We start from the raw sequence: 26,927 nt of genomic DNA on the forward strand, positions 1-26,927 counted from the left end.
ATGATCGAGAACTGGCAGAAGGTCGCAGCCCGCGAGATCGAGATTCCGCTCAGCGACGTCGCCGCGGAGCAGCGCGTCAGCGGCGCGCCGAAGACCGGTTCGGTGCAGATCGAGAAGTTCGGCGGCACCGTGGTCGGCGTCTGGGAGATGACGCCGGGCGTGATGCGCGATGTCGAGGTTGACGAGATCCTGACCGTGCTCGCCGGTGCCGCCACCGTCGAGTTTCAGGACGGCCGCAAGATCTCGCTCGAGCCCGGCGCCGTCGCGCGCCTGCATGCCGGCGAGCAGACGGTCTGGACCGTGACCGAGACTTTGCGGAAGGTCTACGTCCTGTTGCCCGGTTAAAGCGCCGGGACCTGCAGGACGTCCATGATGGCCCTGGTCGCTGCTTGAATCAGCAGCACCCGATCGTCGACGATGACATACTGATAGGCTGGCGCGAGCGGCGGCAGCTGCACGATAAGATCGGGTGGCAGTTGGTGATAGTGCACATCGGGCGGAATCCGCCCGTTGCGCACCAGCTGCTTGTAGATGCCCGGCGGCAAGCTGCCCTTCTTGGCGATGCCGGGCGGGATATCCTTGTGCTTGTTCTTCTTGTTCTTCTTATTGTTGCCGTTGCCCCCACCGCCATCATAGTCATCCGGATGGGCGATCACCCAGGCATTGGCGTTGCGCTCATAGTAGTTGCGCAGGATGTGCCGCGCGGCCTCATCGATGACGATGTCGGCCACGCTGGGGCCCGCGGGTTGCGCGGCACCGGGCTCGGATTGCGCCGCTGCAGGCGCGACAGGACCCAGTTCGACGAGGACAAGTCCGACGAGTATGGGCAGCAACATTCGCATGTGTTTCCACCTGAAAACAGCCATCCGGTGTTAACGACCGAGACGCGGATTCATTCCATCGGCTTGGTCACAGCCGCGTCATCTGATTCCGGCGCCAGCAGTCCCTTGGCCCGATAGGCTTCGGCCGCCTGCCGGATGTATTCGCCGGTCTCCGGCGCATCGTAGCGGGCAGAGATTTCCTGGCTCATCGCCAGCAGCGCATAATAGGTGCTGCGATAAGGCCGGAGCTTCTCATAGGTCTGCAGCAGCACCTCGTTCGGGATCGCGGTCAACTCCGCGGCGCGGCGAAAGTTCCGGGCCAATTGCGGATAGCCTTCCGCATCCGCCCGTGCGGCCTGCGCCAGCAAGGTCTCGCGGCTGATCGTGACATCGTCCGGCAGAATCTTGCCGGCCCGCAACTGCTCCAGCGTCAGCGCCGCCGGATCGGCGCGCGATATCTTGCGGCGCGGATCCTTCTCCTCCGGCTCACGCGTCATGCCGAATCTCCAGGTCGCAGGCCGGCCGGTCGCGCTCGACGCAGGCGACCTCGCGCTTATGCATCAGCAGCGCGTGCACGATCAGCCGCAGCCGCGCCATGTTGTCGACCTTGACCGGCACCGGCGATGCCGGCCGCCGCAGGGCGTGGCTCGCGGCATTCGACCCGATCTGGCGATAGGCCTCGCGCGAGAGCAAAGGCGCCTGGGCGAAGAGCTCCAGGTTGTTGAGCGGCGCCAGCCCCTTGCGCTGGATGACGGCGGTGCCCTTGGACTGCAGCCCGATGGCGATGCCGGACCCGCTCAGCCGCGCGCCTTCATGCCCGATCAGGCCGCAATCCGCCGTGGCGAAGACCTTGACGATCCGTGCCTTAACTCCCTGGCTCTCGATCCCGGCGACGATCTCGCGCAGAACCTCGCCGTGAGTGAGGCCGCAGAGCGTGGTGTCGAGACCGGAAGCGAAAGCTGGCCCCAGCGCCACCACGACCTCGGATTCCGCGCCGACCTTCGACACGCCCTTCTCATGCAGTTGGATGCCGGCCTTGCCGCTGGAGATCGGCACCATCTCCTCGGCGGAACGCGCCTGCGGGATGGCGGCGATCTTGCGCCATTCCTCGCCTTCCAGGCGGAAGCCGGTGCCGGGGCCGAGATAGTCGTTGCCGTCGGTGAAGGCGCTCTCGGTGGCGAAGCCCTTGGTCAGCACCGCGGCCGGCTGCAGGTATTCGCCGGCGACCCGCACCCTTTGCATGCCGAGGATGTTCTCGGCGATGTCGCTGAACCCGGCCTGGTCCAGCGCCCGCGCCACGTCGAGGGCGGTCAACGGCCCGTCGAGGAAGGCATCGGCCGCCACCAGGTCCTTCACCAGGTCCCGCTCCGGCATGTCGTCGGAAGCATAGCAAGTGGTCGCCGCCTCGACCTCGTCGTCGCGGATCTCCGGGAAGCCCAACGCCTTGAAAACCGTCTGGATCGCCTGGGCGGCGCGGCGGCGCGCGGCCAGCACCTCGGCCTCGTGCACCGGCTCGATCCCGGCATCGACCCGCATGTCGCGCTGGATGATCATCCAGTCGTCGAGATCGTCGGCGTCGAAATTGCCACCGCCGAACATGTTGTCCTTGCGCGGCATCGAGCTGTAACCCGAGGTGATGAAATCAGTGCCCGGCAGGAATTGCAGCATCAGCTTCGCCGCCTTGCGCATATCGGAATGCGATGACATCGCATCGTTGCCCGATGCGACCTCGAGTCCGAGCGCCGCGGCGATGAGATTCTCCGCCAGCACCGCCCGCACGCCGCCCGGCAGCGCCGACGGCAAGGCCACGCAGGAGATCGAGCCGTTCTGCACGCCCTGTGCCCCCGCTCCCTTGGCCAGCATCAGGCAGCGGGCTTCCAGATAGAGCATCGAGCGCCCGGCCTCGTAGCCCATCAGGGTCTCCGAGCCGGTGCCCGAGGTGAAGCGGATCTTGATCCCGCGCGAAGCGTAAGCAGACGCGAGGAAGCCCTTCGACCAGGGCGTGTCGTCGCCATCGCGCATCGATTCGTCGGTGCCGTAGACCGACAAGGTCTCGGCATAGGAGGTGAGCCCCTTCAACCCCAGGCGCAAGTTCAGCGCCTCCTCGACCGCGCATTGGGTCAACACGCCGCCGCGCGGCGTCTGCGAGCCCACGAGTATCGCAAGCGCGTTGAACGGCGCCATGCGTGCAACCCGGCAAGTGGTCTCGAGCTCGTCGAAGCCGCGCAACGCACCCTCGGCGGCGTCCGCCGCCATCAATGCCGGATTCTCCCGCCAGTTGGTCACATGCGCCTGGTTGCCGGGCCGGCGCCGCGCCCGCATCTTCTGCAGCGCCATCATCATCTCAACCACGTTGAGGTGCGAGACGATCGAACAGAGCTTGGCCGGCGTGCAGCCCGAGAGCAACTGTACCAGCCGCGCCCGCGGCGTGTTGATGTCGACCAGCATGCGGGCGAGTTGCAGCGAGTCCATGTCCATGGCCTCGACCGCGGTCTTAGTGTTGATCGCATAGCGCGCGATATAGCGGTCGATCACATCAAACTCGGCTTCGGGCCTGCCGTCGATCTCGACCACCCGGCCATCTTCCAAGCGGATACCGGGCTTGGGATCGCTCGGACTGTCCATGACGGTGAGGCCAAGGCTGGGCTCTTCCTGCACGAAAGTGTCGCGGTTGACCGCGCGTTCCTCCCGCTTCTCGAACCGTTTGGACCGTGTCATCAAGGCCTCCGCTATCCCGGCTGCAACACTTCCGCGCCGGTGCTGGATTTGACGTCGGCGCCGCTCGGCAGCGGCTTGGCGGGATCCGCGATCCAGGCGGCGATATCGTCATAGACGCTGAGCGCGATCCAGTCGCGCAACAGGAGATGATAGCCTTTGGCGTAGAGCCCGACCCGCAACTGGCTGGGCGGCAACTCGGGAAGGCGCTCAAGCATCATCGAGACCGCGCTGCGGCTCATGATCGCCTCATTGGCGCCATAGAGGATCAGGCAGCGCGGCGCCTTCAACTTTCCGGCCGCGTCATAGGCCCGGGTCATCAGGTCCACCAGGCCATAGGCCGCATCGACCCGGGTCTCCTTGATGACCAGCGGGTCGCGCGCCATGGCGATCAAAGCGCGGTTGCTGCTCGAAGCGCGAACCCGCAGGCCGGTCGGAACGACCGTCATCCAAGGCACCGCATGGGCCGCCAGTTCCAGAACGTTGCGGTTGAAGCTGCTCTGCGTCTGCAGGCCCCAGACCGCGGGCGCCACCAGAATCATCCCGTCGATCGGCGGCGGATCCTGCTCGACGGCGGCTGCCAGAGCTACCGATCCCCCCATGCTCTCGCCGAGGACGTAGAGCGGGAGATCCGGGAAGCGCTGCTTCAGAAGCCGGACTGCGGTCTTGAGATCGCCGATCAGCTGCTCGCTGCCGGGCCAGATGCCGCGCTGCGGCGTCTCGCCGAAGCCCCGCTGGTCATAGGCATAGACTCGAAAGCCCCGGCGGGAGAGGCCGCTGCCCGGCAGCGCCAAGCCGCCGGAATGGTCGTTGAAGCCATGGAGGGCGAGAATGACAGCGGCAGGCGCGCGGGATGCGTCGCCATGCCATTGCACCCAGGTCTTGACCGGCAGATCCACGCCGTCGGCGGTGTGGAACACCGTATCGCTGAAGGATGGCGGATCGATGGGCGGGCCGATGTCCTGAATGCGTGGCGCGCAGCCGGCCAAGGCCAAGAGCGCGAAAAACAGGATGCTGATGCGCGGCATTCTTGACCTGACGATATCCCCAGACGGATTTGATAACATTCGACAATATAAAGGGCAATTGACCACATTCGGTCTGGTGAGCGAGGCTGCAACACGGCGCACGCAAACAACAGGTATGCCTCAGATGCTGCGATCGATTCGTCGTTGGACGGTTCTCCTGCTTGCCGCACTTGCTTTGAGCTGGACGGCCTCGGAGCCTGCTTCGGCGCGCAACACGCGCTACCTGCTGAAGATCGATGACGTCAAGAAGGACCCGCGCTATGCGGAGAACGTCCCCGGCGACGTCGCCTTCTACTTCGCCGGCCAACCGCATCCCGCAGCGGTGCAGGACTACGGCGAGGTGGTGACCAACCGCAAGGGCAACTCCTTCGGCCGGCCGGATGAGGAAGCCTGCACCTACACCATGATCTCAGCCCTGAAGCAGCTCAACCAGCGCGCCCACGAGCTGGGCGGCGACGCGGTAATCGAGATTGTCAGCTACTACCGCAAGCAGGTTTTCTCCAGCGAAACCGAATACGAGTGCCACGCCGGCGGTTTCGTCGCCGGCGTGGCCCTCAAGGGAACGATCGTCAAGCTTGGAAAGTAGGGCTTCAGGCTTCTTCGCCCGGCCACCAGTGCAGCTGCACCGCTTCGGATCGGGGCCGGCCCGCAGCCGGGCGAAATGCAAGGCCGAAGCTGACCTCCGGCGCAGGGCTTTCGTGCATCAGCCACCAATCGACGTCATCCATCCTCATCCACCGCGCTGAACCGGTCGGCCCGTCTGGAACGCGGTCCCGGCGGTCAGCCGCCATCTCGAGGCCCTTGCCCGTCGCCTTCGCGATCGCCTCCCGCAGCGTCCAGATCGCGTAGAAACGGGGCGAGCCGAAACGACCGACCGCCTCGCGCTCCTGCCGGCCGAAGGCGCGCTCGGCAATTCCGCCGAGGTCTCGTCCGCCGCGGGCTTGCTCGACATCAACGCCGATTGCGCCGGCAAATGTGGCAGCGATGGCCACCCAAGGTCCGGAATGCGAGAGCGAGATCGCCGGCGCGGGTTGCCCGCTCCGGTGCGCGGCGACGGGCGCGCCTGATCTCCCTTTGGAGAACCGCCATGCATCGGGGGGCGACTGGGTGATTTCCGCGAGCATGCCGCGGAGCAGGGCGCGGCAGAGGAGACTGGCCGGGCGCACGCTGCTGTGACGGTCTTCGTCAGTGCTCCAGCGCGGAATCGCTTGCAAGGCTGCCGGGGAATCCACGCGCATCAAGCCCAGGTGCAGGCCTGAAACCGCGCTAAACAACCATTCCCACAAGCATGGCGTGTCTTAACTGTGAATTGTTACCGCGCGCATTGCCGCTGTCGGCCAAAGACACTATACAGGGCATCAACAAAAACGAAATGGTGCTTGGGCCAAAGTGGGGATGGTTAACGCTGGGAAAGGGCGGATCGATCGTGCCGCGTCCGCACGCGCATCGATTTTCGAGCAATCCTGAACGTGACGGCTCTTAGTTTCACGATTGCCGATTGGCGGGCATGGGCGCCGGGCTTGGAGACCCACGAGGCCTGGCGAAATTGGGCCGGTGCGGCGCATGCGCATTCCGCGCGCGCTGAATGGGCCTCGGCGACGCTGCCGGCAATGTTGCGCCGCCGGATCGGCACGTTCGCGCAGCGCGCGATCTCGGCCGCGCTCGGCTGTGCAGGTGCCACGCCGAGCCGATACATTTTTGCATCCCGGCACGGCGAGCTCGGCCGGACCGTCGGCATCCTGGGAGCGATCGCCGCCGGCGAAACACCCTCGCCCACGGAATTCAGCATGTCGGTCCATCATGCCCTGGCCGGCCTGCTCTCCATTCACACCGGCAATCGCGAGGGCCATACCGCCGTCGCCGCGGGCGTGGATACCTTCGGCTTCGGCTTCATGGAGGCGGCCGCTTACGTCGCCGCGGACGCGAAGCCCGCATTGCTGGTCTATTACGACGACGCCCTGCCGGAGGAGTATCGCGCGCTCGACGCACCGGACGACGCGCTGCCCCTGGTCGTCGCGGTACGGCTCGAGCCTGCAGGCAGCGGGAAGCCGCGTTGTGCCTTTGCGCCCGCTCCCACCACTGCACCGCCCCGGTCCGGGATATCGACGACGGCGGCGGCGCTGGATTTCCTGCGTTTCCTGCTCAGCGGCGAAGCTGCGGCGGTTTCCATCGGCCGCAGAATGACCTGGCGGTGGCTCCGTGCTGATTGAGCGCATCGACAAGACCTGGCGGGCGCTCGCGACCGGGTTCTCCTTTGCCGTCTTCTTCGGCGGCGGCGCGCTGGCCGCCTTGACGCTGTTTCCCCTGCTCGGCCTCCTCACGCCCGATCCGGCGCAGCGGCACAGGCGGACGCGGCGCGTCATCCGCCGGCTGTTCCTGTGCTATCTCGGCATGCTGAAGGCGCTGCGGGTGCTGGAGATCGACGTCAGCGGCACCGACGCGCTGAAGCGGATCGAAGGCCATGTGGTGGTCGCCAACCATCCGACCCTCCTCGACGTCGTGCTGCTGATGGCGCTGATCCCGCAGGTCCAGTGCATCGTCAAGCACCAGCTTTGGAACAACCGCTATCTCGGCGGCGTCGTCCGCCATGCCGGCTATATCCGCAACGATCTCGAGCCGGATGCACTGCTGGCGGCCTGCCAGGCGGCCATGCGCGACGGCGCCAACCTGATCATATTCCCGCAGGGAACCCGCTCGCTGCCCGGCGAGCCGTTCCACTTTCACCGCGGCGTCGCCAACATCGCCCTGCTGAGCGGCGCCGACATCCAGACCGTGGCGATTCGCTGCACGCCCCTGTATCTCACCAAGAGCGACAAGTGGTGGCGCGTCCCGTCGCGCCGGCCGCATTTCTCTGTGACAGTCGGCGATATAGTGAGTATCAGGGATATCGGTGAAGGCCTGTCGCGGCCGCTCGCAGCGCGGGCGGTGGTGAAACGCCTGGAGACCTATTACACGGGGATTCTGTCGCGTGGATGAATTGGCATTGCAGCAGGAAATCAAACAGCTGATCGTCGATGCGCTGAAGCTGGAAGAGCTTCGGCCGCAGGATATCGACAGCGATGAGATTCTGTTCGGGGACGGCTTGGGACTGGATTCGATCGACGCCCTGGAGCTGGGCGTTGCCATTCGAAAGAAGTACCGGATCAAGATCGAGAATATTACGGACGAAGTTAAGGCGCATTTCAGGACCGTAAGAAGTCTTGCGCTGTTCATCCGTGCTCAGCATGGGGATGGGGCGAATGTTGTCGGCTGACGAGCTGTTCGAGAAGCTGAAATCTCACCTGCATGCGATGTTCGAGATTCCGGAAGAGAAGATCACGCCGGAGGCGCGGTTGTACGAGGATCTCGACCTCGACAGCATCGATGCGGTCGACCTGATGGTGAAGCTGCAAGAGATCACCGAGCGCAAGCTCAAGCCAGAGGAATTCAAGACCGTTCGCACCGTCGGGGATGTTCTTGACCGGGTAAATGCGATTCTGGCCGAGTAAGGCGCGGATCCTCGCGATCGGACCAGCCGCTGCCGCCGGTATCGCCTATCCCTTTGCCGTCTATTTCTATCGCGACCGTCTGCCCGCCAGTGCCTTCGTGACCGCCGCCTTGTTGCTGCTAGGCTTGCAGATCATGGTGCTGCGCCCATCGGTGGCGCGGCTCTGGCGGGTTCCGCTGCTGATCTCCGCGGCGCTGACGGTGGCGATCGCCCTCCTGGATCAGAATGTAGCGCGGGAAGCCTATCCGGTGGTTTGCAGCCTGGCCGCCGCATCGGTCTTCGGCTGGACTCTGGTCTCGCCGCCCAGCTTGATCGAGCGCTTCGCCCGCCTGACCCGGCCGCATCTGCCGGAAACCGCCATCCGGTACTGCCGGAACGTCACCGTCATCTGGGCGGTCTGGCTGGCAGCCAATGCGGCGATCGCAACGGCTTTGGTCGCGCGTGGCGATTTGATGGGCTGGGCCATCTGGACCGGCCTCCTCTCCTACCTCATCTCCGGGCTGCTCTTCGCCGGGGAATTCGGCTATCGCCTTCTCTTCCTGGAAGGCCGGAAACGCCCATGAGCTTCCTTCCGCTCTCGAGACTGCTGGCCGAAGGTCGCGATGCCGGGACGGTCATCGCTTCCACCTCGGGAAGAGCTGTGACTTTCGGCGACTTTCGCCGGGATGTCGCCCACAATGCGGCGCGGTTGCGCGGCCTGGGCTGCAAGCGCGGGCTGCTCGCCGCGCAGGACTGCTATTGGGCGGCGGTCGGGCTGTTGGCCTTGCACCACGCGCAGGCGACCGCGATTTTCCCGCCCAACCTGCAGCCGGACAGCCGCGATCGATGGGGCGCCGATTGCATCCTCGCGGAGACCGGGGCGGGCTTCGGTCTCGAGCCCGGCAAGGAATCGCCCGCGGGTCTCGATGCCCTCGATCCCGCCGCCACCCGGCTCGAACTTTACACCGCCGGATCGACCGGCGAGCACAAGCGCATCGGGAAGACCCTGGCCGATATGGAAGCGGAAGCCGGGGAGATCCAAGCGACGCTCGGTTCGTCGCTGCGCCCCGCCACCATCGTCTCGACCGTGCCCTATCATCATCTCTATGGCCTGACCTTCCGGCTGGTATGGCCGCTCTGCGCCGGTTGGCGCATCGGCGGCGCGACCCATCAGTACTGGGAGAGCGTGGCGGCGGATCTCTCGCCGGATACGATCCTGGTGACGAGTCCGGCCCATCTCACGCGCCTGCCGCCGGCGCCCATGCCCGCCGATCGCAAGCCGCAGCTGGTGCTCTCGGCCGGCGCCGCGCTTTCCGACGAAGCGGCCTCCGCCGCGGCCGCCTGTCTCGGCACCCCGGTGACCGACATCTTCGGCAGCACCGAGACCGGCGTCATCGCCTACCGCCATCGCACCGGGCCGCTTCGCCCCTGGCAGGCCTTCGCCAATGTGGAGATCAAGCAGCGCGAGGATGGCCGGCTCGCGGTCCGGTCGCCGCATATGCATGGAAATGCGGCGGATGGATGGCTCGAGACCGAAGACATGATGGTGCCGGCGGGCGAGCGATCCTTCCATCTGCGTGGCCGTGCGGATCGCGTGATGAAGATCGAGGGAATCCGCGTCAGCCTCTCGGAGCTGGAGCGGAAGCTGCTCCAGTCACCCCTGGTCGCCGATGCGGCGGTGATCGGCCTGCAGACCGAGCCGGAGAGCCTGGGCGCTGCGCTCGTGCTCAGCGCCGAGGGCAGGCACATCCTGAACGAGATTGGCAGTTTCCGGCTCGGGCGCCGGTTGCGGGGCGAACTCGCCCGCACCATCGCGCCGAGCGGCTTGCCGCGGCGCTGGCGCTTCCTCGAGAGCCTGCCGGAAGCCGTGCTCGGCAAGCGCAGGCAGGAGGACATCCGGGCGCTGTTCCAAGCCATTGCCGATCCGACCGAGCCCGATCTCACCGGAATGCGCGCCATCGACGGCGGCGTGGAGCTCGATCTCTTCATTCCGGCCGAGCTGGTCCAGCTGCGCGGCCACTTCCCGGATTTTCCGGTGCTGCCGGGCGTCGCCCAGATCGATTGGGCGGTCCGCTATGCCGCGCGCTATCTCCAAGCGCCGATCGACGTCGGCAAGGCCTTTCAGATCAAGTTTCGCCGGATCACGACGGCGCCCTCGTCGATCACGCTGAAGCTGCTCCGGAATCCGGATCGGCAGCAGGTCGAGTTCGAGTACCGGCAGGACCAGAGCATCTTGAGTTCGGGCGCCTTGAAGCTCGAAGCGCCCGAATGAACGCCGCCGCACCCGATTTCCGCCCTTGCGCCGTCATCCCGACGCATAACCACTGGCGGGCGCTGCGCACGATCATCGCCAGGCTCCAGGCCGATAAGCTGCCGGTCATCGTCATCGATGACGGCAGTGACGCGATCACCCGCCGCGAGCTCGCGGCCCTGCAATCCGCCAGCGAAGGCGTCGAGCTCGTCCGCTTCGAGAGCAACCGCGGCAAGGGCGCGGCGGTGATGCATGGCCTCGCCGTCGCGGCAGCGCGCGGTTTCACCCACGCCCTGCAGCTCGACGCCGACGGCCAGCACGGCCTCGACGCGGTTCCGCAATTTCTCGCGCGTGCCCGACAACGGCCGGATGCCGTCGTCACCGGCCAGGCAGTCTACGACCGTTCGGTGCCGCTGGGGCGCAAGATCGGCCGCTGGATCACCCATTTCTGGGTCTGGGTCGAAACCCTGTCGCTGCGCATTCCCGACACGATGTGCGGCTTTCGCATCTACCCGCTGGCGGCGGTCGAGAAGCTGTCGGCGCAGGGGACTCGCGTCGGCGCGCGGATGGAGTTCGATACCGAAATCGCGGTCCGCCTGTTCTGGGCCGGCGCGCCCTTCATCTCGATCCCGGTGCGCGTCATCTATCCGCCGGAGAACAGCTCGAACTTCCGCATGCTGCGGGACAACCTCCGCATCAGCGCAATGCACACGCGCCTGGTGTTCTCCTTGCTGTTCAACCTGCCGAAGATCCTCGCCAACCGTCCGCCCGCGATCGAGACGCCGCGGCACTGGGCCTGGATGATGGAGCGCGGCGCCTTTCTCGGACTGCTGTTCTGCGCCGCCGCCTATCGCCTCCTCGGCCGCACCGCTTGCCTGGTGGCCCTGGCACCCATCGTCTTCTATTTCTACTGCACCGGGTCCGAGCAGCGCCGTGCCTCGCGCGACTTCCTGCGCCGCGCCTTCGCGCGCTCGGGCCGCGCGCGATCGCCGGGCTTCTGGGACGGCTACCGGCATTTCTTCTCCTTCGCCACGCGGACGCTCGACACCTTCATCGCCTGGACCGGGGGCGCCGGCGCGGAGATGGTCGTCCGCGGCGAGGCGGCGGTCCTGGCCGAAGCGGAAGCGAGCCCTCATGGCGCCATATTCGTCATCTCTCATCAGGGCAGCGTCGATCTGGCCAGGGCTGTACTCGATGACGAAACGCGCAAGCGCCTCACCATCCTCGTCCATACCCGCCATGCGCAGAACTACAGCCGGCTGCTCGGGCGGTTTCGACCCGAGGCGGTGGTCGATATGATGCAGGTCTCCGAGCTCGGCCCGGCAGCCGCGATTGCCCTGCGCGAAAAGGTCGAAGGCGGCAGCTGGATCGTCATCGCCGGCGATCGTACGCCGATCACCGGCGATCGCCATGTCTCCATGGTGCCCTTTCTCGGCCAACCGGCCGGCTTCGCTCAGGGTCCTTACGTCCTCGCTGCGCTTCTCGACTGCCCGGTCTATGCGCTATTCTGCCTGCGAACAGGTCGACGCTACCGGCTGGATGTCCACAAGCTGGCCGACCGAATCGTCCTTCCGCGAGGGGATCGCGCCGGCGCCTTGCAGAACCACACTGCGGCGTTTGCCCGGCTGCTCGAAGACTATGCGCTGAGAGATCCATATCAATGGTACAACTTTTTCGACTTCTGGGCGGAGCACAAGGCGGTGCGGCAGCAATGATTTCCGCGGAGATCACCATCACCACCCAGTTCGGCGACGTCGACCCGATGCGCGTGGTCTGGCACGGCACCTATGTCCGATACCTCGAGCAGGCGCGGTCGGAGCTGATGGACAAGATCGGCTACAATTATCCGGAAATGAACGCATCGGGCTATGTCTGGCCGATCGTCGACCTGCGCATCAAATACGTGAAACCCATCCGGCTGCTGCAGAGGGTCGCGATCGCGGCGGAGGTCGTCGAATACGAGAACCGGCTGAAGATCGCCTATTTGTGCCGCGACGCGGGCACGCGCGAGGTGCTCACCAGGGCGACCAGCGTTCAGGTCGCGTTGAAGGCGGAGAGCTTCGAGCTTTGCTTCGAATGCCCCGCCGCGTTGACCGACAAGATCCGCGCGCTGATGTGATGCCGGCATGCCGCGAGTGACCCCGCCTTGACGTCCGCGCCTGGAATTCCGGCCCTCGGCATCGCCGCGCCGATCGGGATCGGCAAGGCCGCGGTCGCGGCCGGCTTGTTGAGCGGCCGCCGCGGCCTGGTCGAGCGCGCGGACCTGGTCCCCGGCCGCGTGCTCTGGGTGGGCGCGGTACAGGCGGAACTCCCCGCAATCCCGCAATCGCTCGCGGCCCTGGATTGCCGCAACAACCGGCTGATGCTGCTGGCGCTCGCCGAAATCGCCGGCGAGATCCGGCAAGCGATCGGCCGGTTCGGCGCGGATCGGATCGCCGTCATCCTCGGCACCAGCACCGCCGGCATCAGCGACGGAGAGGACGCCTACTTGGAGCAAGCCCGGCAGGGCGTCTGGCCGTCGGGGTTCCGCTATACCCAGCAGGAGACCGGCAACCTCGCCGAGTTCGCCGCTTCCGTTCTCGGCCTGACCGGCCCGGCCTATACCATCGCCACGGCCTGCTCCTCGACCGGAAAAGTATTCTCCGCGGCGCGTCGCCTCATCCAGACCGGCCTCTGCGATGCGGCGATCGTCGGTGGTGCCGACACGCTGGGGAGGATGACGGTCGGCGGTTTCTCGGCGCTCGAGGCGGTCTCCGCCCGGCATTGCAACCCCTTCAGCCGCAACCGCGACGGCGTCAACATCGGCGAGGCCGGCGTCGCCTTCCTGCTCACGCCGGACTCGTCTGAAGTGCGACTGCTGGGCGTCGGCGAAAGCTCGGACGCCTATCACGCCAGCGCGCCGGACCCGAACGGGCGCGGCGCCCATGAATCCATGACCGCGGCGCTCGCGGATGCGGCGCTCGATCCCGGGCAGATCGCCTACATCAATCTCCACGGCACCGGCACGGCGCTCAACGATCCGATGGAAGGCCGTGCCGTCCATGGCCTCTTCGGCGGCGAGGTGCCCTGCAGCTCGACCAAGGGAATGACCGGCCATACCTTGGGCGCCGCCGGCGCCTGTGAAGCCGCCTTCCTCTGGCTCACTTTGCATCCCGGCTACAATGCCGGGCGGTTGCCGGTCCATGTCTGGGACGGCGTGCCGGATCCGGAGATTCCGCCACTCAACCTGGTCACGCCGCAGCTCGGGAACACCCTGGGCGTCGGTCCCATGCTCAGCAATTCCTTCGCCTTCGGTGGCAGCAACGTCGCCGTGATCCTGGGAACGGCATGACCGACCTGAAGCCCTGCCCCTACGCGATTGATCGCCTGCTGCCCCATGCGCCGCCGATGCTGCTGCTGGACGAGGTGCTCGGCTGGAACGCCGAGCGGATCGTCGCGGGCGTGACGGTGCGCCCCGATGCGATGTTCCTCGAGGACCAGGGGCTGCCCGCGCATGTCGCCATCGAGTGGATGGCGCAGACCTGCGGCGCCTGGGTCGGCGTGCAGGCGCTCGAGGCCGGGCGGCCGGTCCGGATCGGCTTCCTGCTGGGAACCCGCGACTTCAAGTCGTGCATTGCACGGTATCAGATCGGCGACCGCATCGCCGTCACGGCCGGCGTGGTTTTGAGCGACGGGCAAATGGCGGTGTTCGACTGCACGGTCGCACGCGGCGCCGAGGTCTGCGCCACCGCCCGACTGAACGTCTTTCAGCCCGCCGACCTCGATGCCATGCTCAAGGAACAAGGCGTCACGATGCTAAGAGATTCGGCTCGATCATGAAGAAGCGCATCCTCGTCACCGGCGCGAGCAAGGGAATCGGGCGGGCGGTCGCCGTCCGGCTGGCCCGCGACGGATTCGACGTCACCGTGCATTACGGCAAGGACCAGGCGGGCGCCGAGGCGACCCTGGCGGAGATCCACGCCGCCTCCGGCGCGGCGCATGCGGTCGCCTTCGACGTCGCCGACCGCGACGCCTGCCGCAGCGCGCTCGACGCCGAGATCGCCGCGCACGGCGCCTATTGGGGCGCGGTGCTCTGCGCCGGGATCACTCGGGACAATGCCTTTCCGGCCCTGACGGACGACGACTGGGATGCCGTTCTCGACACCAATCTGGGCGGCTTCTACAACGTGCTGCGACCGATCGTCATGCCGATGGTCTCGGCGCGGCAGGGCGGGCGCATCGTCGCCCTGTCGTCGGTGTCCGCTCTCACCGGCAACCGCGGGCAGACCAACTACAGCGCCGCCAAGGCCGGGATCATCGGCGCGGCCAAGGCCCTCGCCGTGGAATTGGCCAAGCGGAACATTACGGTGAACTGCGTGGCGCCCGGATTGATCGAGACGCAGATGACCGAGAGCCTGCCGCTCGACCAGGTGATGGATGCCATCCCGATGCGCCGGCTCGGTAAGCCCGCGGACGTCGCCGGCGCGGTTGCGTTTCTCTGTTCGGAAGATGCGTCCTATGTGACGCGTCAGGTGATCTCGGTGAATGGTGGCATGATATGAGCCGGCGCGTCGTCGTAACGGGAATGGGTGGCGTCACGGCTTTGGGGTTCGACTGGCCGGCGATCCGCGCGCAGATGGCCGCCGGCGCGACCGCGACGCGATACATGGAGTCTTGGGAGCGATACAACGGCGTCAACACGCGGCTCGCCGCCCCGGTGGTCGGATTTTCCGTGGAGGGCCGCTATCCGCGCAAGAAGATCCGGACCATGGGCCCGGTGGCCCTGATGAGCACCTTCGCCAGCGAGCGGGCCATCGCGCAAGCCGGCCTGGTCGACGCGCCGGTGCTCAAGGAAGGCCGGACCGGCATCGCCTATGGCTCGTCCTTCGGCAGCCCAGAGCCGGTCATCGCCTTCGCGGAGCTGAAGATGCAGGGCTTTTCCCGAACCCTGAACGCGAGCTCCTACATCCAGATGATGAGCCACACCGCCGCGGTGAACATGGGATTGTTCTTCGGCATCACCGGCCGGATCATCCCGACCTCGAGCGCCTGCACCTCCGGGAGCCAGGCGATCGGCTATGCCTATGAGGCGATCCAGGCCGGCAAGGCCGATGTCATGATTGCGGGCGGCGCGGAAGAGCTCGACGTCACCCAAGCCGCCGTGTTCGACACCTTGTTCGCCACCAGCACCAGGAACGACCATCCGGCCACCACGCCCAGACCCTATGACCGGGATCGCGACGGGATCGTCATCGGCGAAGGCGCCACGACCCTTATACTGGAGGACCGCGACCATGCGATCGCGCGCGGCGCGCCGATCCTGGCCGAGATCGTCGGCTTTGCCTGCAACGCCGACGGCGATCACATCACCCAGCCGAAGGCGGAAACCATGGCGACGGTGATGCGCCTCAGCCTGGAAGATGCGCGGCTCGGTGCCGGCGCGATCGGGTTCGTGAGCGGGCATGGCACCGCCACCGAGGACGGCGACATCGCCGAGAGCAAGGCCACCAGCTCCGTCCTAGGATCGAAGGCGCCGATCCACTCGCTCAAGTCCTATTTCGGCCACACCCTGGGCGCCTGCGGCGCGCTCGAAGCCTGGCTCGGCATCGAGATGATGCGCGAGGGCTGGTTTCCGCCCACCGCCAATCTCGTGAACGTGGACGAGCGCTGCGCGCAGCTCGACTACGTCATGGGTGCGCCGCGCGCGGCTGACATCGAGTATTTCATGTCGAACAACTTCGCCTTCGGCGGGATCAACACGTCGCTCGTCTTCAAGCGCGTCTGACGCTAAGGCTGGGTCGGCTGGCTGTTGATGGCGAGGCGATAGCCGAAGGCGAGGTTCTCGAGCACCGTGCGGCCGTTCCAGGGATTGGCGCCGGTTGCCGTCGCATAGGTTACCCGGGCGATCGGCCGGCCGTCCCTGGTCAACTCCCGCGATCCATCCGGCTTCACCGCGAGCTCGGCGCCGCCGAGGGCCCGGCGCAAGGCTTCCGGTGGCGCATAGACCGTCATGATGTCGGCCAGCATATGCTCGGCGGTCAGGCCATTGGGCGCGATCGACTCGTACTTGGCCTTCAGCCCATCCTCGCGCCATTCGAGGCTCATGATCCGCGGGCCGTTCGGCACGGTCATGATGAGCGTGAGACCATCTTCATTCGAGGCGATGACCGCCTGGAAGACCTCTTTCCGGTCGCGGTAGACCGCCTGGACCAGCTGCACCGCATTGGCGTCGCGACCGAACGGCGGACGATCGGGCAAAGTGAGCGTCACGCCGGGCGCGATATCGACCTTGCTCCGGCTGGATTCGCTCGTCGTCGCACAGCCGGCGAGCAGGCCGAGCAGCAAGCCGAGGAAGCAAGCGCGCAGCCGTCCGACATCAGGCATTCGACCGCTCCGCGGGGAAACCCAGGGCGACCAAGGGCGAGAAGGCAAGCGAAAGAAGGACGCCGAGCGCCACCGTCAAGCCGAAGGCGGCGACCGGATAGATCGAGCTCAGTCCCAGGAGCCCCAGCGAAGTGCAGGTCATGATCGCCGCCAGCGTGATGCCGAGCCTGGTCCAGTTGCCGCGCGCGCCGCGATGCTCCCATTGGAAGATGCTGTAGTCCACCCCGGCGCCGACGACCAGAAACAACGCCATCGCCGAGAAGAATGAGTAAGGAACGCCGGCGAGGGCCAGGATTGCAGGCGCGGCCAGCATCGCCAGCACGGTCGGGAGCAGGATCCAGAGCGCGGCCAAGCGGCGATAGACCAGCAGCAGGATGGCGCCGGTCAGAACGGCGCCGCCGATCAAGCCGACCGTCGCGTTCCAGCGATACCGCGCCAGCAGCTCGCTATACTCGGCCGCGGGCTCGACCAGCTTCCAGGCCTGGCCGCTTCTGAACGGCGCGGAAACTTCGGCCGCCGGGACCGCCAGCGGCACGATCGACCAGAACACGACGCCGGTCTGGCCGCGCAAGGCGCTCACTACGCTGGGCATCGCCGCGTCGGCGTTTGCTGCCGCTTTATAGGCCGCCGTCGCGTTGAAACCCAGCTTGTCGAGCAAGGGCTGCAGATTCGCCTCCAGCAGGTTCCGCTGCAGCAGCGCTGCCTGCAGCTTCGCCGTCTCGGCCGAAGGATCGAGGCGGCTCGCGGCCAGCAGCACGGTCGGCTGGTCCGGGGCCGCTTGGAGCGCCTCCAGCAAAACTTCCTCGTTGCGCTTCTGCGCGTCGGCGGTCTCGCCTGTCACCAGGAAGAAGGCGCTCGGCATGGCGAAGCCGGTCACCTGCCGGATATGCGCTTCCTCCGCTGCGAGTTCCGCCGAAGGCACCTGGAATCGCCGCACGTCGTCGAGCGGCGCCGTCCACGCCCAAGCCGCCAGCGTGACCAGCGCGACAGCCACCACGGTCAGCGCCGCGATCGCCGGTCGCGGCGTCCAGGTCAGCGCGCGATGCACCCGCCGTTGCGCTTCAGCGGCGAAGGGCGTGACCACGCGCCGGCGCCCTTCGAGCAGCGGTAGCAGATATAGAGCTAGCCCCCAGGCGGCGAACAGCCCGACCCCACCCAGCACCGCCACCTGGCGGAAGGCGGAGATCGGCGACAGCAGCAGCGCCGCGAAGGCACCGACCGAGGTTGCCATGCCGAGGGTCAAGGGCTGGAAGATCGAGCGCCGGCGCGCCGCGGCGCTGTCGCCGGGATGCGCGATCCCGGTGATCAGGTAATAGGTGCTGTAGTCGACCACCATGCCGATCAGCGCGGTCGCGAACACCACGACCATCACGTGGATGCGATCGAAGACCAGGAAGGTCACCGCGAGACCGAAGGCGAGGCAGCTCAGGATCAGCAGGATGGCCAGGAAGGCCGGCCGGATGCTGCGGAACACCAGGCGGTAGATCAGCAGGATCAGCAGGCCGGTCGCGACGCTGATCAGCGACATCTGCAACCGCGCATTCTTGGCGGCATGGTCGGCATGGAAGACCGCGCCGGCATGCGCGACCCGCAGCGGAATCTTGGACCACGCGAGACGCCAATCGCCGAGCACCGCGTTGAGGCGGTCCTGGGTGTCGGTCGCAAAGACCGGCGCGGTGATGCGGCCGGAGACGATGGCCGTCGCTTCGTTCGGCGCGGCGCCGGCGAGCGGCTGCAGAAAGCAAGACATCAGGCGCGGCGTCAGCAGCAGCGGGTCCGACTTGGCCAGGGCCGAGTCCGAAACCGCGAAAGGCGAATACCAGCGCAGCAGCGCGTCCCGCGCGAGCGCCGCGCCCTGCCCTTGCTCGAGCAGCTTGCGATCGGCCGGGCAGAGCAGCGTCGTCCGGTGGGCGAACAGCCATTTCCATGCCGCGACGCCCTCGTCGGCGCTCGGCTGGAAGATGCCGGCCGCCGTCAACCTGTTGGAGAGATCCACCGCGGCCTCCTCGCGGACGGACGGCGTCCCGTGGTCGATCGCCACGACGATCCGGCTGGAGGCCACGCTGTTCAGGCGATCGAGGGCGGCCGCCAGGCTGGGATCTTCGCGGCTGGCGGGAAGCAGGGAGAGGATGTCGGTATCGACGGCGTTGCCGCGCGCCAGCTTGAAGCCGACGAAGCCGGTAGAAGCGATGATGACAACAAGGCAGAGCAGCGGGAAAAGCGGTTGTCGCAGCTTCATGGCGTCGATGTGCCGCCCCGACCGAAGCGGATCAGCTCATAATCGCCGTTCTTGTGATTGATCCTTATGGTCGAGATGTCGACGCAGCCTTCGATATCGATCTGGCTGACCGCCTCCTGAAGCTTCGGATCGGTCGTCTGCAGCGAGACGGCCCAAGGCGCGCCTGCGGCCCCCGGCTGCTTGACGACATTGAAGACCGTGTTGAGCTCGGCCCAGCGGCCGTGAAGCAGGTTTCCAAATAGAGTGGCGATCTTCGGTCCGAGCCCGGCGACATCGCCGGTCGGCTCCGCCGGACCGCCGTCGATCGATTGCGTGATTCCCTGCGGCGTGATGACGGTCTCGACGTCGAACGGCGCGGTCATGTGCCAGCTGATTCGATCCTTGTCGAGCTTCAGCGCACCCTCGGACTTCAGCGGGCTATCGACTCCGCTGAGGTGACGCTCCTGGGAGAAATGCTTGTCGACCGCGTCGATCTTCAACTGATCGGGGGCAACACAGGTCTCCGCCATCGCGGGCGATGCCATCAGAGACGCGGCACACAAAGCTGCAAAGCCAATCCGGCGCGCCGAAATCGCAGCAGCCCATTGCCGAACCTCCACCCTCAGCTCCATGCCGCCATTTCCCGTTGCCGCCGCAGAACTTACCCATTTTCGGGAGGGTGAAGAAGCCTGAAAGCGCCGACCACGAGGGCCTCCGCGGCAGCGAGAGAGCAAGGGGGCAAATTGGAAAGGATGAGGTCCCGCAGTCATGCCGCGCACGCCGTCGATGAACCCGTTGGCGTCGCCGTCATCGGAGATGGAAATGGCTATGCGTCGAACGCGGGATTGCCGGACTCAAAGAGTCGCTCGACTGCGCTCGGGGATCCGGGCCGGGGAGGCCAGGAGTAGTTCGCCCCCGGATCAGGATCTGACCCGGGGGCGTGAAAGCTAGGGGTCTAGGCCAGCTTTCTAGATCGAGTCCTTCAGTTCCTTGGCGGCGCGGAAGGCGATCTTCTTCGACGCCTTGATCTTGATCGCTTCGCCGGTCTGCGGATTGCGGCCCATACGCGCGGCGCGCTTGCGGACCTGCAGAATGCCGAGGCCGGCAATGCGGATCTTCGATCCCTTCTTCAGTTGCTTGCCGATCGACGCGACCACGTCACCGAGGATCGCTTCGGCCTGCTTCTTCGGGAGTTCATGCTTTTCCGCGACCTCGGCAGCGAGATGCTTGAGCGAAATGACGACCTGCGCGGCGGCTGCAGCCTTTGCCATGTTTCCTATCCTTAGCTGGTTTAAACCGCGACTCGCGGCCTGTTCAAAGTTTGCCCAACAAATGAGCCATCGAAAGCAGCACAATTCAAGCCTTACCGCAGGGCAAAGTCCGAGTCGCGCAACTCCAGAGCCAGTTTTTTCGCCTCGGATTGCCGACGCAGAGGTCTGCTTGCCCGCACCGCGCCGATTCCCCGCCTCCCCGGCCGCGGGGGGAGCCGGGCGACAAAGGTCAGCACGGCCCGATTCGGCGCCGTGCTTGAGGGCGCGCTCGATCTATTGCCCGGCCGTCACGCGCCAGATCACATCGCCCACGTCGTCCGCCACCAGCAGCGATCGATGATCGGGGCCGATCGTCACCCCCACCGGTCGTCCGTAAGACTCGCGCTCGTCCGGCGCCAGGAACCCCGACAGGATGTCGCGCGGCGGTCCCGCCGGGCGGCCGTTTTCGAACGGCACGAAGATGACCTTGTATCCGCTGAGCGTGCTGCGATTCCAGGAGCCATGCTGGCCGATCGCCATGCCTTCCGGGAATCCGGGGAAGAAGCCGGCGGGGAGCCAGCAGAGGCCGAGCGATGCGGTATGCCCGCCCAACGCGTAATCCGGCGTGATCGCCGTGGCCACCTTGGCCGGGTCCTGCGGCACCCGGTCGTCCACCGTCTGTCCCCAGTAGCAATAGGGCCAGCCATAGAAGCCGCCGTCGCGCACCGAGGTCAGATAGTCGGGCGGCGTTTCGTCGCCCAATCCGTCGCGCTCGTTGACCACGGTCCAGAGCATGCCCGTGCTGGGCTCGAAGGCCAGGCCCACCGGGTTGCGCAGGCCAGCGGCGAAAATCCGGCTCCGGCCGCTGGCCAGATCGAGCTCATGGATTGCCGCACGGCCCGCTTCGGCTTCCATGCCCTCGTCGGCGATGTTGCTCAGCGATCCGACCCCGATGAAGAGCTTTTGCCCATCGGCGCTCGGCAACAGGCTCCGCGTCCAATGGCCGCCCGGCTTCAGCGTGTTCAACTGCCGCCCCGGCGCCGTGATGCGCGTGGCACCGGTGGTGTAGGGGTAGGCCACCACGCCATCGGTGTTGCCGACGTAGAAGGTGTCGCCCAGCAGCGCCATGCCGAAAGGCTGCTTCAGGCCTTCCAGGAACCGCTCCTGGATCTCGGCGACGCCGTCGCCATCCGCATCGCGCAGCAGGGTGATGCGATTGGGGCTCACCCCCACGGCGGCGGCGCGCTTCATGGTGCTGACCATGGCGTAGTCGAAGAGATTGCTGATCCCACCGGGCAGGAACAGGGCTTCCGCGACCGTGACGTCGCCATTGGGCAGCACGGTTATCCAGCGCGGATGCTTCAGCCCGGTCGCAAAGGCATTGACCTTGAGTCCGGGCGCGGCAACCGGCGTCTGTCCCGGCGCCCAGCCCCTTGCCGTCGGCATCTTGAGTGTCGGGATGCTGCCCTGCGGCCTCGCCGCGGGGATTGCGGGATTGCTTCCGATCGCCGGTGCGTGTGCGCCGCCGCCCTGCAGCCGCCGCCAGAGAATCGCGGCCGCGCCAATCAGCGCGACAAGCCGCGCGAACATATCCGATAAACCCATAACATCTCCCTGTGCCTGCGCGCCGGCAGTCTAGTCGAAGCCGACCGGCGTTGGAACCGAGGAGGCGCGCATGGATCGAATCAGGACGCCAGCCGTGGGAACAGCGTCTGCAGCTATCGCAGCTTGCGTACCTTGTCCATGAAGCGCTTGACGCGGTCGCCATCGACCGCCTTCCAGGTGTCGCCGCCCTTCTTGAAATGCGTGCCGATGACGACGCCGTCGCCGATCTTCAGAATGTCCTGAACGTTGTCGAGATTGACGCCGGTATTGGCGAAGACCGGAGTGTCGGGCAGCACGTCCTTGGCGGCCTGGAGGTCGCTGGTCGCGGTCGCCTCGCCGGTCATGACGCCGGAGACCAGCACCACGTCGGCCAAGGAGGCGAAGACGGCGCTCTTGGCGCGCTGTGCGATGGTGCGGGTGCCCATCGGCGAGGCGAACTCGGCGTTGATGTTGTACATGAGCTTGATGTCGTCGCGGCCGAGATTGTGCCGCAGCCGCACCGCACCGGCGCAATCCGGCGCCCAGATGCCCATGTCGGAATCATAGACCCCGGTCATGATCTCGCGGCCGAACTTGGCGCCGGTCGCCACGGCCAGCCCCACCGTCGCCACCGGATCCCAGAGATAATTGACGCCGAACGGAATCTTGATCTCGGATTTCAGCGCCGTCACCGCCGCCGCGTAGGCAGCGAGCGATTCCGGCGTGGCCTTGAGGATATAGGGCCGGTCACCCTCGTTGCCGAACATGACCGCGTCCACGCCACCTTTCTGCAGGGCGGCGATGTCCCTCGATGCGGATTCGATGATCCAGTTCATGCCGCGCTTGGCGTCGTAGAGCGGCGACCCCGGCAGCGGCGGGAGATGCACCATAGCGATGATCGGTTTGTCGGCGCCGAACGTGTCCTTCAGTTTCATCGGAGAGTCTCCGTCAGAGGGTGCGCGGCCGCTGCAGGGCCTTTGCCGTGGATTTATCGAACAGATGGATCTGGCTCAAGTCGTCGTGCAGGTCGAGCGGCTGCCCCGGCGCGGCGGCGAAGGCCGACGGCAGTTCAAAGGAGGCGTCAGTTGCCGAGGTGGATGACCCTGGCCTTGCCGGGCTCGACGACCAGCTTCCGCACATTCTGCGCGCTCTCGCTGCGGACCAGATCGGCCGTCGGCCTGCCGGTCTTGATGAAGCTCGCGATATCCGCCGCGACCATTGCATCCGCGGCCCACTGAAGATTGTGCCCGAGGTCGGTCTCCTGGGCGCCGGAAGCCGGCAGCGGCAGGCTGCCGTATTGCTTCCAGTAGATGCCTGCATTGCCGTTCGCGGCAGCAACCCTCAGGGCAGCGACCATCGCATCCTGGTCCGACTTGAGGAAGATCGAGTCCTGCGTTGCCCACAGGATCAGCGTCGGAACGGAAAGCCGCTTCAGGCGCTCGGTGTTGTCCTGCGCCAGCAGGGCCCTGGTCGCGCCGATCCAGGTGCCGAGCTTCACCTTCGCCGTCTCGGGAACATAAGGCTTCAGGAAATCCGGATCGGCAGCCGGATCGACGACCCAGTATCGGGCGAGCCAGTCGGTCACATCGGGATCGGCGTCGGTCGGCGTCAGCGCATAGAAGTCATCGGGATACTTCTTGCCTTCCCCTTCCAGCTTCTTCTTCCAGGCGCCTTCGACCGGTTCCTTCAGGATGGCGCCGGTCAGGGCGGTGTTGCCGACCGAGCTCGCCGCCGTCGCCACCAGGATCGCATGGGAAACCCGCTGCGGATGCGCGAGCGCGATCTCCTGAACGATGAACGAGCCCAATGAGTGCCCGGCAAGGTCCGCCGTCTCGAAACCCTGCAGATCCATGAAGGCGAGGATGTCGGCGGCTTGGTGAGCCAGGGTGAAGCATTGCTCCGGCGCGCTTGCGCATCGCCTTGCATCCGGCATGCTGCTTGCGCCATGGCCGCGCAGATCGACGGCGACGATGCGCCGTGCCGGATCCAACCGGTGCAGCTCGGCCATGGCCAGCGACCAGGACCTGATATTGTCGGTCAGACCGTGAATGAGCAGGACCGGCTTGCCGTCCGCGGGACCGACCTCGAGATAAGCCATGTCGATCCCGGTCGCGAGCTTCGCCACGCCTTGCCGGGCGTTTGGCATCTGCATTCTACATCGATTTCAACGATTTAGCAGGCAGTCCGCTCTGGGGAAATCTGGCGCACCCGATACGATTCGAACGTACGACCTTTGCCTTCGGAGGGCAACGCTCTATCCAGCTGAGCTACGGGTGCATTGGGCCAGATCGGTTGGGCGGGACCATACAGGAGCCTCTCGGGAGCTTCAACCCCGTGGCTCTCCCCTTCAGGCCGCCGCCTTCTCCGGGATCGGCGGCTGCGAGATCCGGTCGATCCAGGCGATGCCCAGCGCCGAGAGGATGAAGACGGTGTGGATCACCGTCTGCAGGATGATGCCGGTGACGGTGTAGCGGGTCCCGTCCGTGCCGACGCTGCCGGCCTCGATGAAGGTCCTCAAGAGGTGGATCGAGGAGATGCCGATGATCGCCATGGCGAGCTTGATCTTCAGCACGCTGGCATTCACATGGCTCAGCCATTCGGGCTGGTCGGGATGGCCCTCCAGCCGCAGGCGGGAGACGAAGGTCTCGTAGCCGCCGACGATCACCATCACCAGCAGGTTGGAGATCATCACCACGTCGATGAGGCCGAGCACGACCAGCATGATCTGCTGCTCGGTGAAGGTGGTCGCATGGCTGACCAGGTGCCAGAGCTCCCGCAGGAACTGGATGACATAGACGCCCTGCGCCACGATCAGCCCGAGATAGAGCGGCAGCTGCAGCCAGCGCGAGCCGAAGATGATCGCCGGCAGGGGCTGGAGATTGAGACTGCGGGGAGACCCGACGGGCGCTTTGCTCATGGACACCGTTTCAGAGGATTTGCGGAAAACCGCTCTTTAGATAGGGAAACCCCGCCGATCCGCAAGGCGTGCGGCGCGATTTGGCCCTAAGGTTTCACCTGGGATGCGCCCCCGCGGCCGGATAGATTGGCGCGATGCCGCCCAAGACGCCCCTGCCCGATCCCGAGACCCTGGCGCTCCAGGCCCTGGCCTTCATCGCCGGCGACGACGACCGGCTGGAACGCTTCATCGGGCTGACCGGCATCGATCCCGCCCAGCTGCGCGCCCTGGCCCAGGACCCCGCCGGATTGGGCTCGGTGCTCGACTATCTGCTCGGCTGGGAGCCGCTGCTGCTGGAATTTGCCGAGGCCCACGCGCTGAAGCCCGAAAGCATCGCCGTCGCCCGGCGCAAGCTGCCGGGCGGCGAGAACAGCTACGACCCCAGTTAGGCAGGAATCATGAAAGTTTATATCAGCGCCGATATCGAAGGCACCACCGGCATCACCCATTGGGACGAGGCCGAGAAGCCGCATGCCACCTACCCGGAGTTCCGCGAACGGATGACCGACGAGGTGGTCGCCGCCTGCGAGGGCGCGATCGAGGCCGGCGCCACCGAGATCCTGATCAAGGACGCCCATGACAGCGGCCGCAACATCATCGCCGGCCGCCTGCCGGAATGCGCGCGGCTGATCCGCGGCTGGAGCGGCCACCCCTTCAGCATGGTGCAGGAGCTCGATGCGAGCTTCGATGCCCTGCTCTTCGTCGGCTACCATTCCAAGGCCGGCAGCGACGACAACCCGCTCGCCCACACGCTCCGGCTCCGGGTCGCGCATCTCGCGATCAACGGCGAGATTGCCTCGGAATTTCAGATCTACTCATACGCCGCGGCCTTGGTGAAGGTGCCGGGCGTCTTCATCTCCGGCGATGCCGGGATCTGCGCCGATGCACGCAAGCTGGTGCCCGCCATCGTCACCGTGCCGGTCAGCCGCGGCATCGGCCCCTCGACGGTCAGCATCGCACCGAGCCTCGCGCTGAAGGAGATCCGCGAAGGCGCGTCGCGCGCGCTCCGCGGCGATCGCGCCAAATGCCGCATCGACCTGCCGAAGCACTTCACCCTGGAGATCAAGTTCACCACGCCGGTCGACGCCTACCGCGCCTCCTGGTATCCGGGCGCCAAGCTCGCTGAGCCGCGCGTGGTGCGGTTCCTATCCAACGACTATTTCGAAGTGCTGCGCGCCATCAAGTTCATGGCTTAGTTAAATCGTCATGCCCGGGCTTGACCCGGGCATCTGGTTCCAATTGGCGTGAGATTGCCGGGTCAAGCCCGGCAATGACGAGCAGAGGGATCGCGTCGCGTCAGGCGCCGCGCCGGGTCAGCTGCAGGAAGATGTCTTCGAGATCGGTCTCGACGGTGGAGAGATCGGCGATCTCCAGCCCCGCCTCCTCGACCGCGTTCAGGATCTGCGCGAAGGGCGTCTGGTTCGGGCGGTAGTGCAGCTTCAAGAGCCGCGCACCGGTCAACTCCGGCTTGAACGGTGCCAGCGCTTCGGGGATCTGGGTGAGATCGCGGGTCAGGGTCAGCAGCAATTCCTTGGCGTCGATCCGGCCCAAGAGCTTCGCCTTCGGCTCGCAGGCGATCACCTTGCCGTGGTTGATGATGGCGATGCGGTCGCAGAGCTCCTCCGCCTCCTCGAGGTAATGCGTGGTGAGGAGAACGGTGACGCCGTCGTCGTTGAGCTTCCGGACATAGGACCAGAGCTGCTGGCGCAGTTCCACATCGACGCCGGCGGTCGGCTCGTCGAGCACCAGGATCGGCGGGTTGTGCACCATCGCCTTCGCCACCATCAGCCGCCGCCGCATGCCGCCGGAGAGCGAGCGGGCATAGGCATCCGCCTTGTCGGCGAGGCTCAGCGCTTCGAGGATCTCCAGGGTGCGGCGCTCGCGCTTCGGCACGCCATACATCCCGGCCTGGAGATCCAGGAGCTTCTTCGGCGTGAAGAAGGGATCGATGTTGAGTTCCTGCGGCACGATGCCGATCGCCGCCGCCACATGGCGCGGGTCCTGGTCGAGATCGATGCCCCAGATCGCGACCTTGCCCTCGGTCTTGATCACCAGCTGGGCCATGATGTTGATCATCGTGGACTTGCCGGCGCCGTTCGGGCCCAGCAGGCCGAAGATCTCGCCGCGCGGGATGTCGAGGTCGACATGATCCAGCGCCAGCTTCGCTTCGGCGCCCTTCGCCTGATAGCGCTTCACCAGGCCGCGAATCGAGACGGCCATCTCGGGCAGCGGCGGTGGGGAAGCGTCAGGCATGGGAGCGGGCGAAGGCCTTCGT

Annotated in this window: 30 protein-coding genes and 1 tRNA gene; 16 read left to right on the plus strand and 15 right to left on the minus strand. The window is 66.2% G+C overall.

All coding sequences use genetic code 11. The annotated features are described in order from the left end of the window. On the plus strand, positions 1 to 345 hold the full coding sequence (locus ACYQ4T_RS24510) for a cupin domain-containing protein (RefSeq protein WP_459859251.1): 345 nt from the start codon (positions 1 to 3) through the stop codon (positions 343 to 345). Here the strand turns inward: ACYQ4T_RS24510 and ACYQ4T_RS24515 are convergent. The 4 genes from ACYQ4T_RS24515 to ACYQ4T_RS24530 are packed head-to-tail and all read right to left on the minus strand — an operon-like array spanning position 342 to position 4,564. After that, positions 342 to 842, minus strand: coding sequence for a DUF1236 domain-containing protein (locus ACYQ4T_RS24515; RefSeq protein WP_459859252.1), 501 nt, complete (start codon positions 840 to 842; stop codon positions 342 to 344). The two genes, ACYQ4T_RS24510 and ACYQ4T_RS24515, sit on opposite strands and share 4 nt — an antisense overlap. Before the next feature lie 50 nt (positions 843 to 892). Continuing rightward, positions 893 to 1,318 carry a diol dehydratase small subunit gene (locus tag ACYQ4T_RS24520; RefSeq protein ID WP_459859253.1) on the minus strand — a complete coding sequence of 142 codons (426 nt, stop codon included), beginning with the start codon at positions 1,316 to 1,318 and terminating at the stop codon, positions 893 to 895. Next, entirely contained in the window at positions 1,308 to 3,539 is a 2,232-nt protein-coding gene (locus tag ACYQ4T_RS24525) for a propanediol/glycerol family dehydratase large subunit (RefSeq protein ID WP_459859254.1), read from the minus strand. The genes ACYQ4T_RS24520 and ACYQ4T_RS24525 overlap by 11 nt, the downstream gene beginning before the upstream one ends. Positions 3,540 to 3,550: 11 nt before the next feature. Beyond that, complete coding sequence (locus ACYQ4T_RS24530) at positions 3,551 to 4,564, minus strand: alpha/beta hydrolase (protein WP_459859255.1); 1,014 nt, start codon at positions 4,562 to 4,564, stop codon at positions 3,551 to 3,553. On the opposite strand from ACYQ4T_RS24530, the gene ACYQ4T_RS24535 reads away from it, so the two are divergent. Next, the gene (locus ACYQ4T_RS24535) at positions 4,548 to 5,150 is read left to right on the plus strand and encodes a hypothetical protein (protein WP_459859256.1); all 603 of its coding nucleotides are present in this window, start codon (positions 4,548 to 4,550) and stop codon (positions 5,148 to 5,150) included. The two genes, ACYQ4T_RS24530 and ACYQ4T_RS24535, sit on opposite strands and share 17 nt — an antisense overlap. 4 nt (positions 5,151 to 5,154) lie before the next feature. On the opposite strand, the gene ACYQ4T_RS24540 is transcribed toward ACYQ4T_RS24535, so the two are convergent. Then, positions 5,155 to 5,838 (minus strand): 4'-phosphopantetheinyl transferase family protein, encoded by a 684-nt coding sequence (locus ACYQ4T_RS24540; protein WP_459859257.1) that lies wholly within the window; start codon positions 5,836 to 5,838, stop codon positions 5,155 to 5,157. Positions 5,839 to 6,084: 246 nt separating this feature from the next. Here ACYQ4T_RS24540 and ACYQ4T_RS24545 point away from each other — a divergent pair, with 246 nt between their 5' ends. Genes ACYQ4T_RS24545 through ACYQ4T_RS24600 form a run of 12 tightly spaced genes read left to right on the plus strand, consistent with a single transcriptional unit; the run spans position 6,085 to position 16,045 of the window. Next, entirely contained in the window at positions 6,085 to 6,774 is a 690-nt protein-coding gene (locus ACYQ4T_RS24545; RefSeq protein WP_459859258.1) for a beta-ketoacyl synthase chain length factor, read from the plus strand. Continuing rightward, on the plus strand, positions 6,764 to 7,540 hold the full coding sequence (locus ACYQ4T_RS24550; RefSeq protein WP_459859259.1) for a lysophospholipid acyltransferase family protein: 777 nt from the start codon (positions 6,764 to 6,766) through the stop codon (positions 7,538 to 7,540). The genes ACYQ4T_RS24545 and ACYQ4T_RS24550 overlap by 11 nt, the downstream gene beginning before the upstream one ends. Beyond that, a complete protein-coding gene (locus tag ACYQ4T_RS24555) occupies positions 7,533 to 7,817 on the plus strand; it encodes a phosphopantetheine-binding protein (RefSeq protein ID WP_459859260.1) in 285 nt (94 codons plus the stop codon). Before ACYQ4T_RS24550 ends, ACYQ4T_RS24555 begins: the two co-directional genes overlap by 8 nt. Then, positions 7,804 to 8,052, plus strand: a complete 249-nt coding sequence (locus ACYQ4T_RS24560; RefSeq protein WP_459859261.1) for an acyl carrier protein — start codon at positions 7,804 to 7,806, stop codon at positions 8,050 to 8,052. Before ACYQ4T_RS24555 ends, ACYQ4T_RS24560 begins: the two co-directional genes overlap by 14 nt. Further along, positions 8,033 to 8,614, plus strand: coding sequence for a COG4648 family protein (locus ACYQ4T_RS24565; RefSeq protein WP_459859262.1), 582 nt, complete (start codon positions 8,033 to 8,035; stop codon positions 8,612 to 8,614). Before ACYQ4T_RS24560 ends, ACYQ4T_RS24565 begins: the two co-directional genes overlap by 20 nt. After that, positions 8,611 to 10,302 (plus strand): AMP-binding protein, encoded by a 1,692-nt coding sequence (locus ACYQ4T_RS24570; protein WP_459859263.1) that lies wholly within the window; start codon positions 8,611 to 8,613, stop codon positions 10,300 to 10,302. Before ACYQ4T_RS24565 ends, ACYQ4T_RS24570 begins: the two co-directional genes overlap by 4 nt. Further along, complete coding sequence (locus tag ACYQ4T_RS24575; protein ID WP_459859264.1) at positions 10,299 to 11,996, plus strand: glycosyltransferase family 2 protein; 1,698 nt, start codon at positions 10,299 to 10,301, stop codon at positions 11,994 to 11,996. The genes ACYQ4T_RS24570 and ACYQ4T_RS24575 overlap by 4 nt, the downstream gene beginning before the upstream one ends. Beyond that, positions 11,993 to 12,400 (plus strand): acyl-CoA thioesterase, encoded by a 408-nt coding sequence (locus ACYQ4T_RS24580; RefSeq protein WP_459859265.1) that lies wholly within the window; start codon positions 11,993 to 11,995, stop codon positions 12,398 to 12,400. Before ACYQ4T_RS24575 ends, ACYQ4T_RS24580 begins: the two co-directional genes overlap by 4 nt. A 27-nt stretch (positions 12,401 to 12,427) precedes the next feature. Beyond that, positions 12,428 to 13,612, plus strand: coding sequence for a beta-ketoacyl-ACP synthase (locus ACYQ4T_RS24585; RefSeq protein WP_459859266.1), 1,185 nt, complete (start codon positions 12,428 to 12,430; stop codon positions 13,610 to 13,612). Then, the gene (locus ACYQ4T_RS24590) at positions 13,609 to 14,100 is read left to right on the plus strand and encodes an ApeP family dehydratase (protein WP_459859267.1); all 492 of its coding nucleotides are present in this window, start codon (positions 13,609 to 13,611) and stop codon (positions 14,098 to 14,100) included. The genes ACYQ4T_RS24585 and ACYQ4T_RS24590 overlap by 4 nt, the downstream gene beginning before the upstream one ends. Then, complete coding sequence (locus ACYQ4T_RS24595) at positions 14,097 to 14,822, plus strand: 3-ketoacyl-ACP reductase FabG2 (RefSeq protein ID WP_459859268.1); 726 nt, start codon at positions 14,097 to 14,099, stop codon at positions 14,820 to 14,822. Before ACYQ4T_RS24590 ends, ACYQ4T_RS24595 begins: the two co-directional genes overlap by 4 nt. Further along, positions 14,819 to 16,045: a beta-ketoacyl-ACP synthase gene (locus ACYQ4T_RS24600; RefSeq protein ID WP_459859269.1), complete on the plus strand. Its 1,227-nt coding sequence runs from the start codon at positions 14,819 to 14,821 to the stop codon at positions 16,043 to 16,045. Before ACYQ4T_RS24595 ends, ACYQ4T_RS24600 begins: the two co-directional genes overlap by 4 nt. 2 nt (positions 16,046 to 16,047) lie before the next feature. Here ACYQ4T_RS24600 and ACYQ4T_RS24605 read toward each other — a convergent pair whose 3' ends face one another. The 9 genes from ACYQ4T_RS24605 to ACYQ4T_RS24645 form a co-directional block, all read right to left on the minus strand. Further along, entirely contained in the window at positions 16,048 to 16,644 is a 597-nt protein-coding gene (locus ACYQ4T_RS24605; RefSeq protein ID WP_459859270.1) for a DUF3261 domain-containing protein, read from the minus strand. Next, positions 16,637 to 18,883 (minus strand): MMPL family transporter, encoded by a 2,247-nt coding sequence (locus ACYQ4T_RS24610; RefSeq protein ID WP_459859271.1) that lies wholly within the window; start codon positions 18,881 to 18,883, stop codon positions 16,637 to 16,639. Before ACYQ4T_RS24610 ends, ACYQ4T_RS24605 begins: the two co-directional genes overlap by 8 nt. Beyond that, positions 18,880 to 19,407 carry a LolA-like protein gene (locus ACYQ4T_RS24615; protein ID WP_459859272.1) on the minus strand — a complete coding sequence of 176 codons (528 nt, stop codon included), beginning with the start codon at positions 19,405 to 19,407 and terminating at the stop codon, positions 18,880 to 18,882. Before ACYQ4T_RS24615 ends, ACYQ4T_RS24610 begins: the two co-directional genes overlap by 4 nt. Positions 19,408 to 19,830: 423 nt before the next feature. Continuing rightward, positions 19,831 to 20,133, minus strand: coding sequence for an HU family DNA-binding protein (locus ACYQ4T_RS24620; RefSeq protein ID WP_459859273.1), 303 nt, complete (start codon positions 20,131 to 20,133; stop codon positions 19,831 to 19,833). Between the two features lie 273 nt (positions 20,134 to 20,406). Continuing rightward, positions 20,407 to 21,717: a PQQ-dependent sugar dehydrogenase gene (locus ACYQ4T_RS24625; RefSeq protein WP_459859274.1), complete on the minus strand. Its 1,311-nt coding sequence runs from the start codon at positions 21,715 to 21,717 to the stop codon at positions 20,407 to 20,409. Between the two features lie 113 nt (positions 21,718 to 21,830). Beyond that, positions 21,831 to 22,631, minus strand: a complete 801-nt coding sequence (locus ACYQ4T_RS24630; RefSeq protein ID WP_459859275.1) for a BtpA/SgcQ family protein — start codon at positions 22,629 to 22,631, stop codon at positions 21,831 to 21,833. A gap of 146 nt (positions 22,632 to 22,777) precedes the next feature. Beyond that, positions 22,778 to 23,848 (minus strand): alpha/beta fold hydrolase, encoded by a 1,071-nt coding sequence (locus ACYQ4T_RS24635; protein ID WP_459859276.1) that lies wholly within the window; start codon positions 23,846 to 23,848, stop codon positions 22,778 to 22,780. Positions 23,849 to 23,896: 48 nt separating this feature from the next. After that, positions 23,897 to 23,973 (minus strand) — tRNA-Arg (locus ACYQ4T_RS24640). 70 nt (positions 23,974 to 24,043) lie between these two features. Next, on the minus strand, positions 24,044 to 24,613 hold the full coding sequence (locus ACYQ4T_RS24645) for a TIGR00645 family protein (protein ID WP_459859277.1): 570 nt from the start codon (positions 24,611 to 24,613) through the stop codon (positions 24,044 to 24,046). Positions 24,614 to 24,747: 134 nt separating this feature from the next. On the opposite strand from ACYQ4T_RS24645, the gene ACYQ4T_RS24650 reads away from it, so the two are divergent. Further along, positions 24,748 to 25,041 carry a DUF3572 domain-containing protein gene (locus tag ACYQ4T_RS24650; RefSeq protein ID WP_459859278.1) on the plus strand — a complete coding sequence of 98 codons (294 nt, stop codon included), beginning with the start codon at positions 24,748 to 24,750 and terminating at the stop codon, positions 25,039 to 25,041. 9 nt (positions 25,042 to 25,050) lie between these two features. Next, positions 25,051 to 25,848 (plus strand): M55 family metallopeptidase, encoded by a 798-nt coding sequence (locus ACYQ4T_RS24655; protein WP_459859279.1) that lies wholly within the window; start codon positions 25,051 to 25,053, stop codon positions 25,846 to 25,848. A 100-nt stretch (positions 25,849 to 25,948) separates the two neighbouring features. On the opposite strand, the gene ACYQ4T_RS24660 is transcribed toward ACYQ4T_RS24655, so the two are convergent. Then, a complete protein-coding gene (locus tag ACYQ4T_RS24660) occupies positions 25,949 to 26,905 on the minus strand; it encodes an ABC transporter ATP-binding protein (protein ID WP_459859280.1) in 957 nt (318 codons plus the stop codon). Positions 26,906 to 26,927: the final 22 nt, after the last annotated feature.

It is taken from the genome of Dongia sp. agr-C8 (assembly GCF_054658695.1).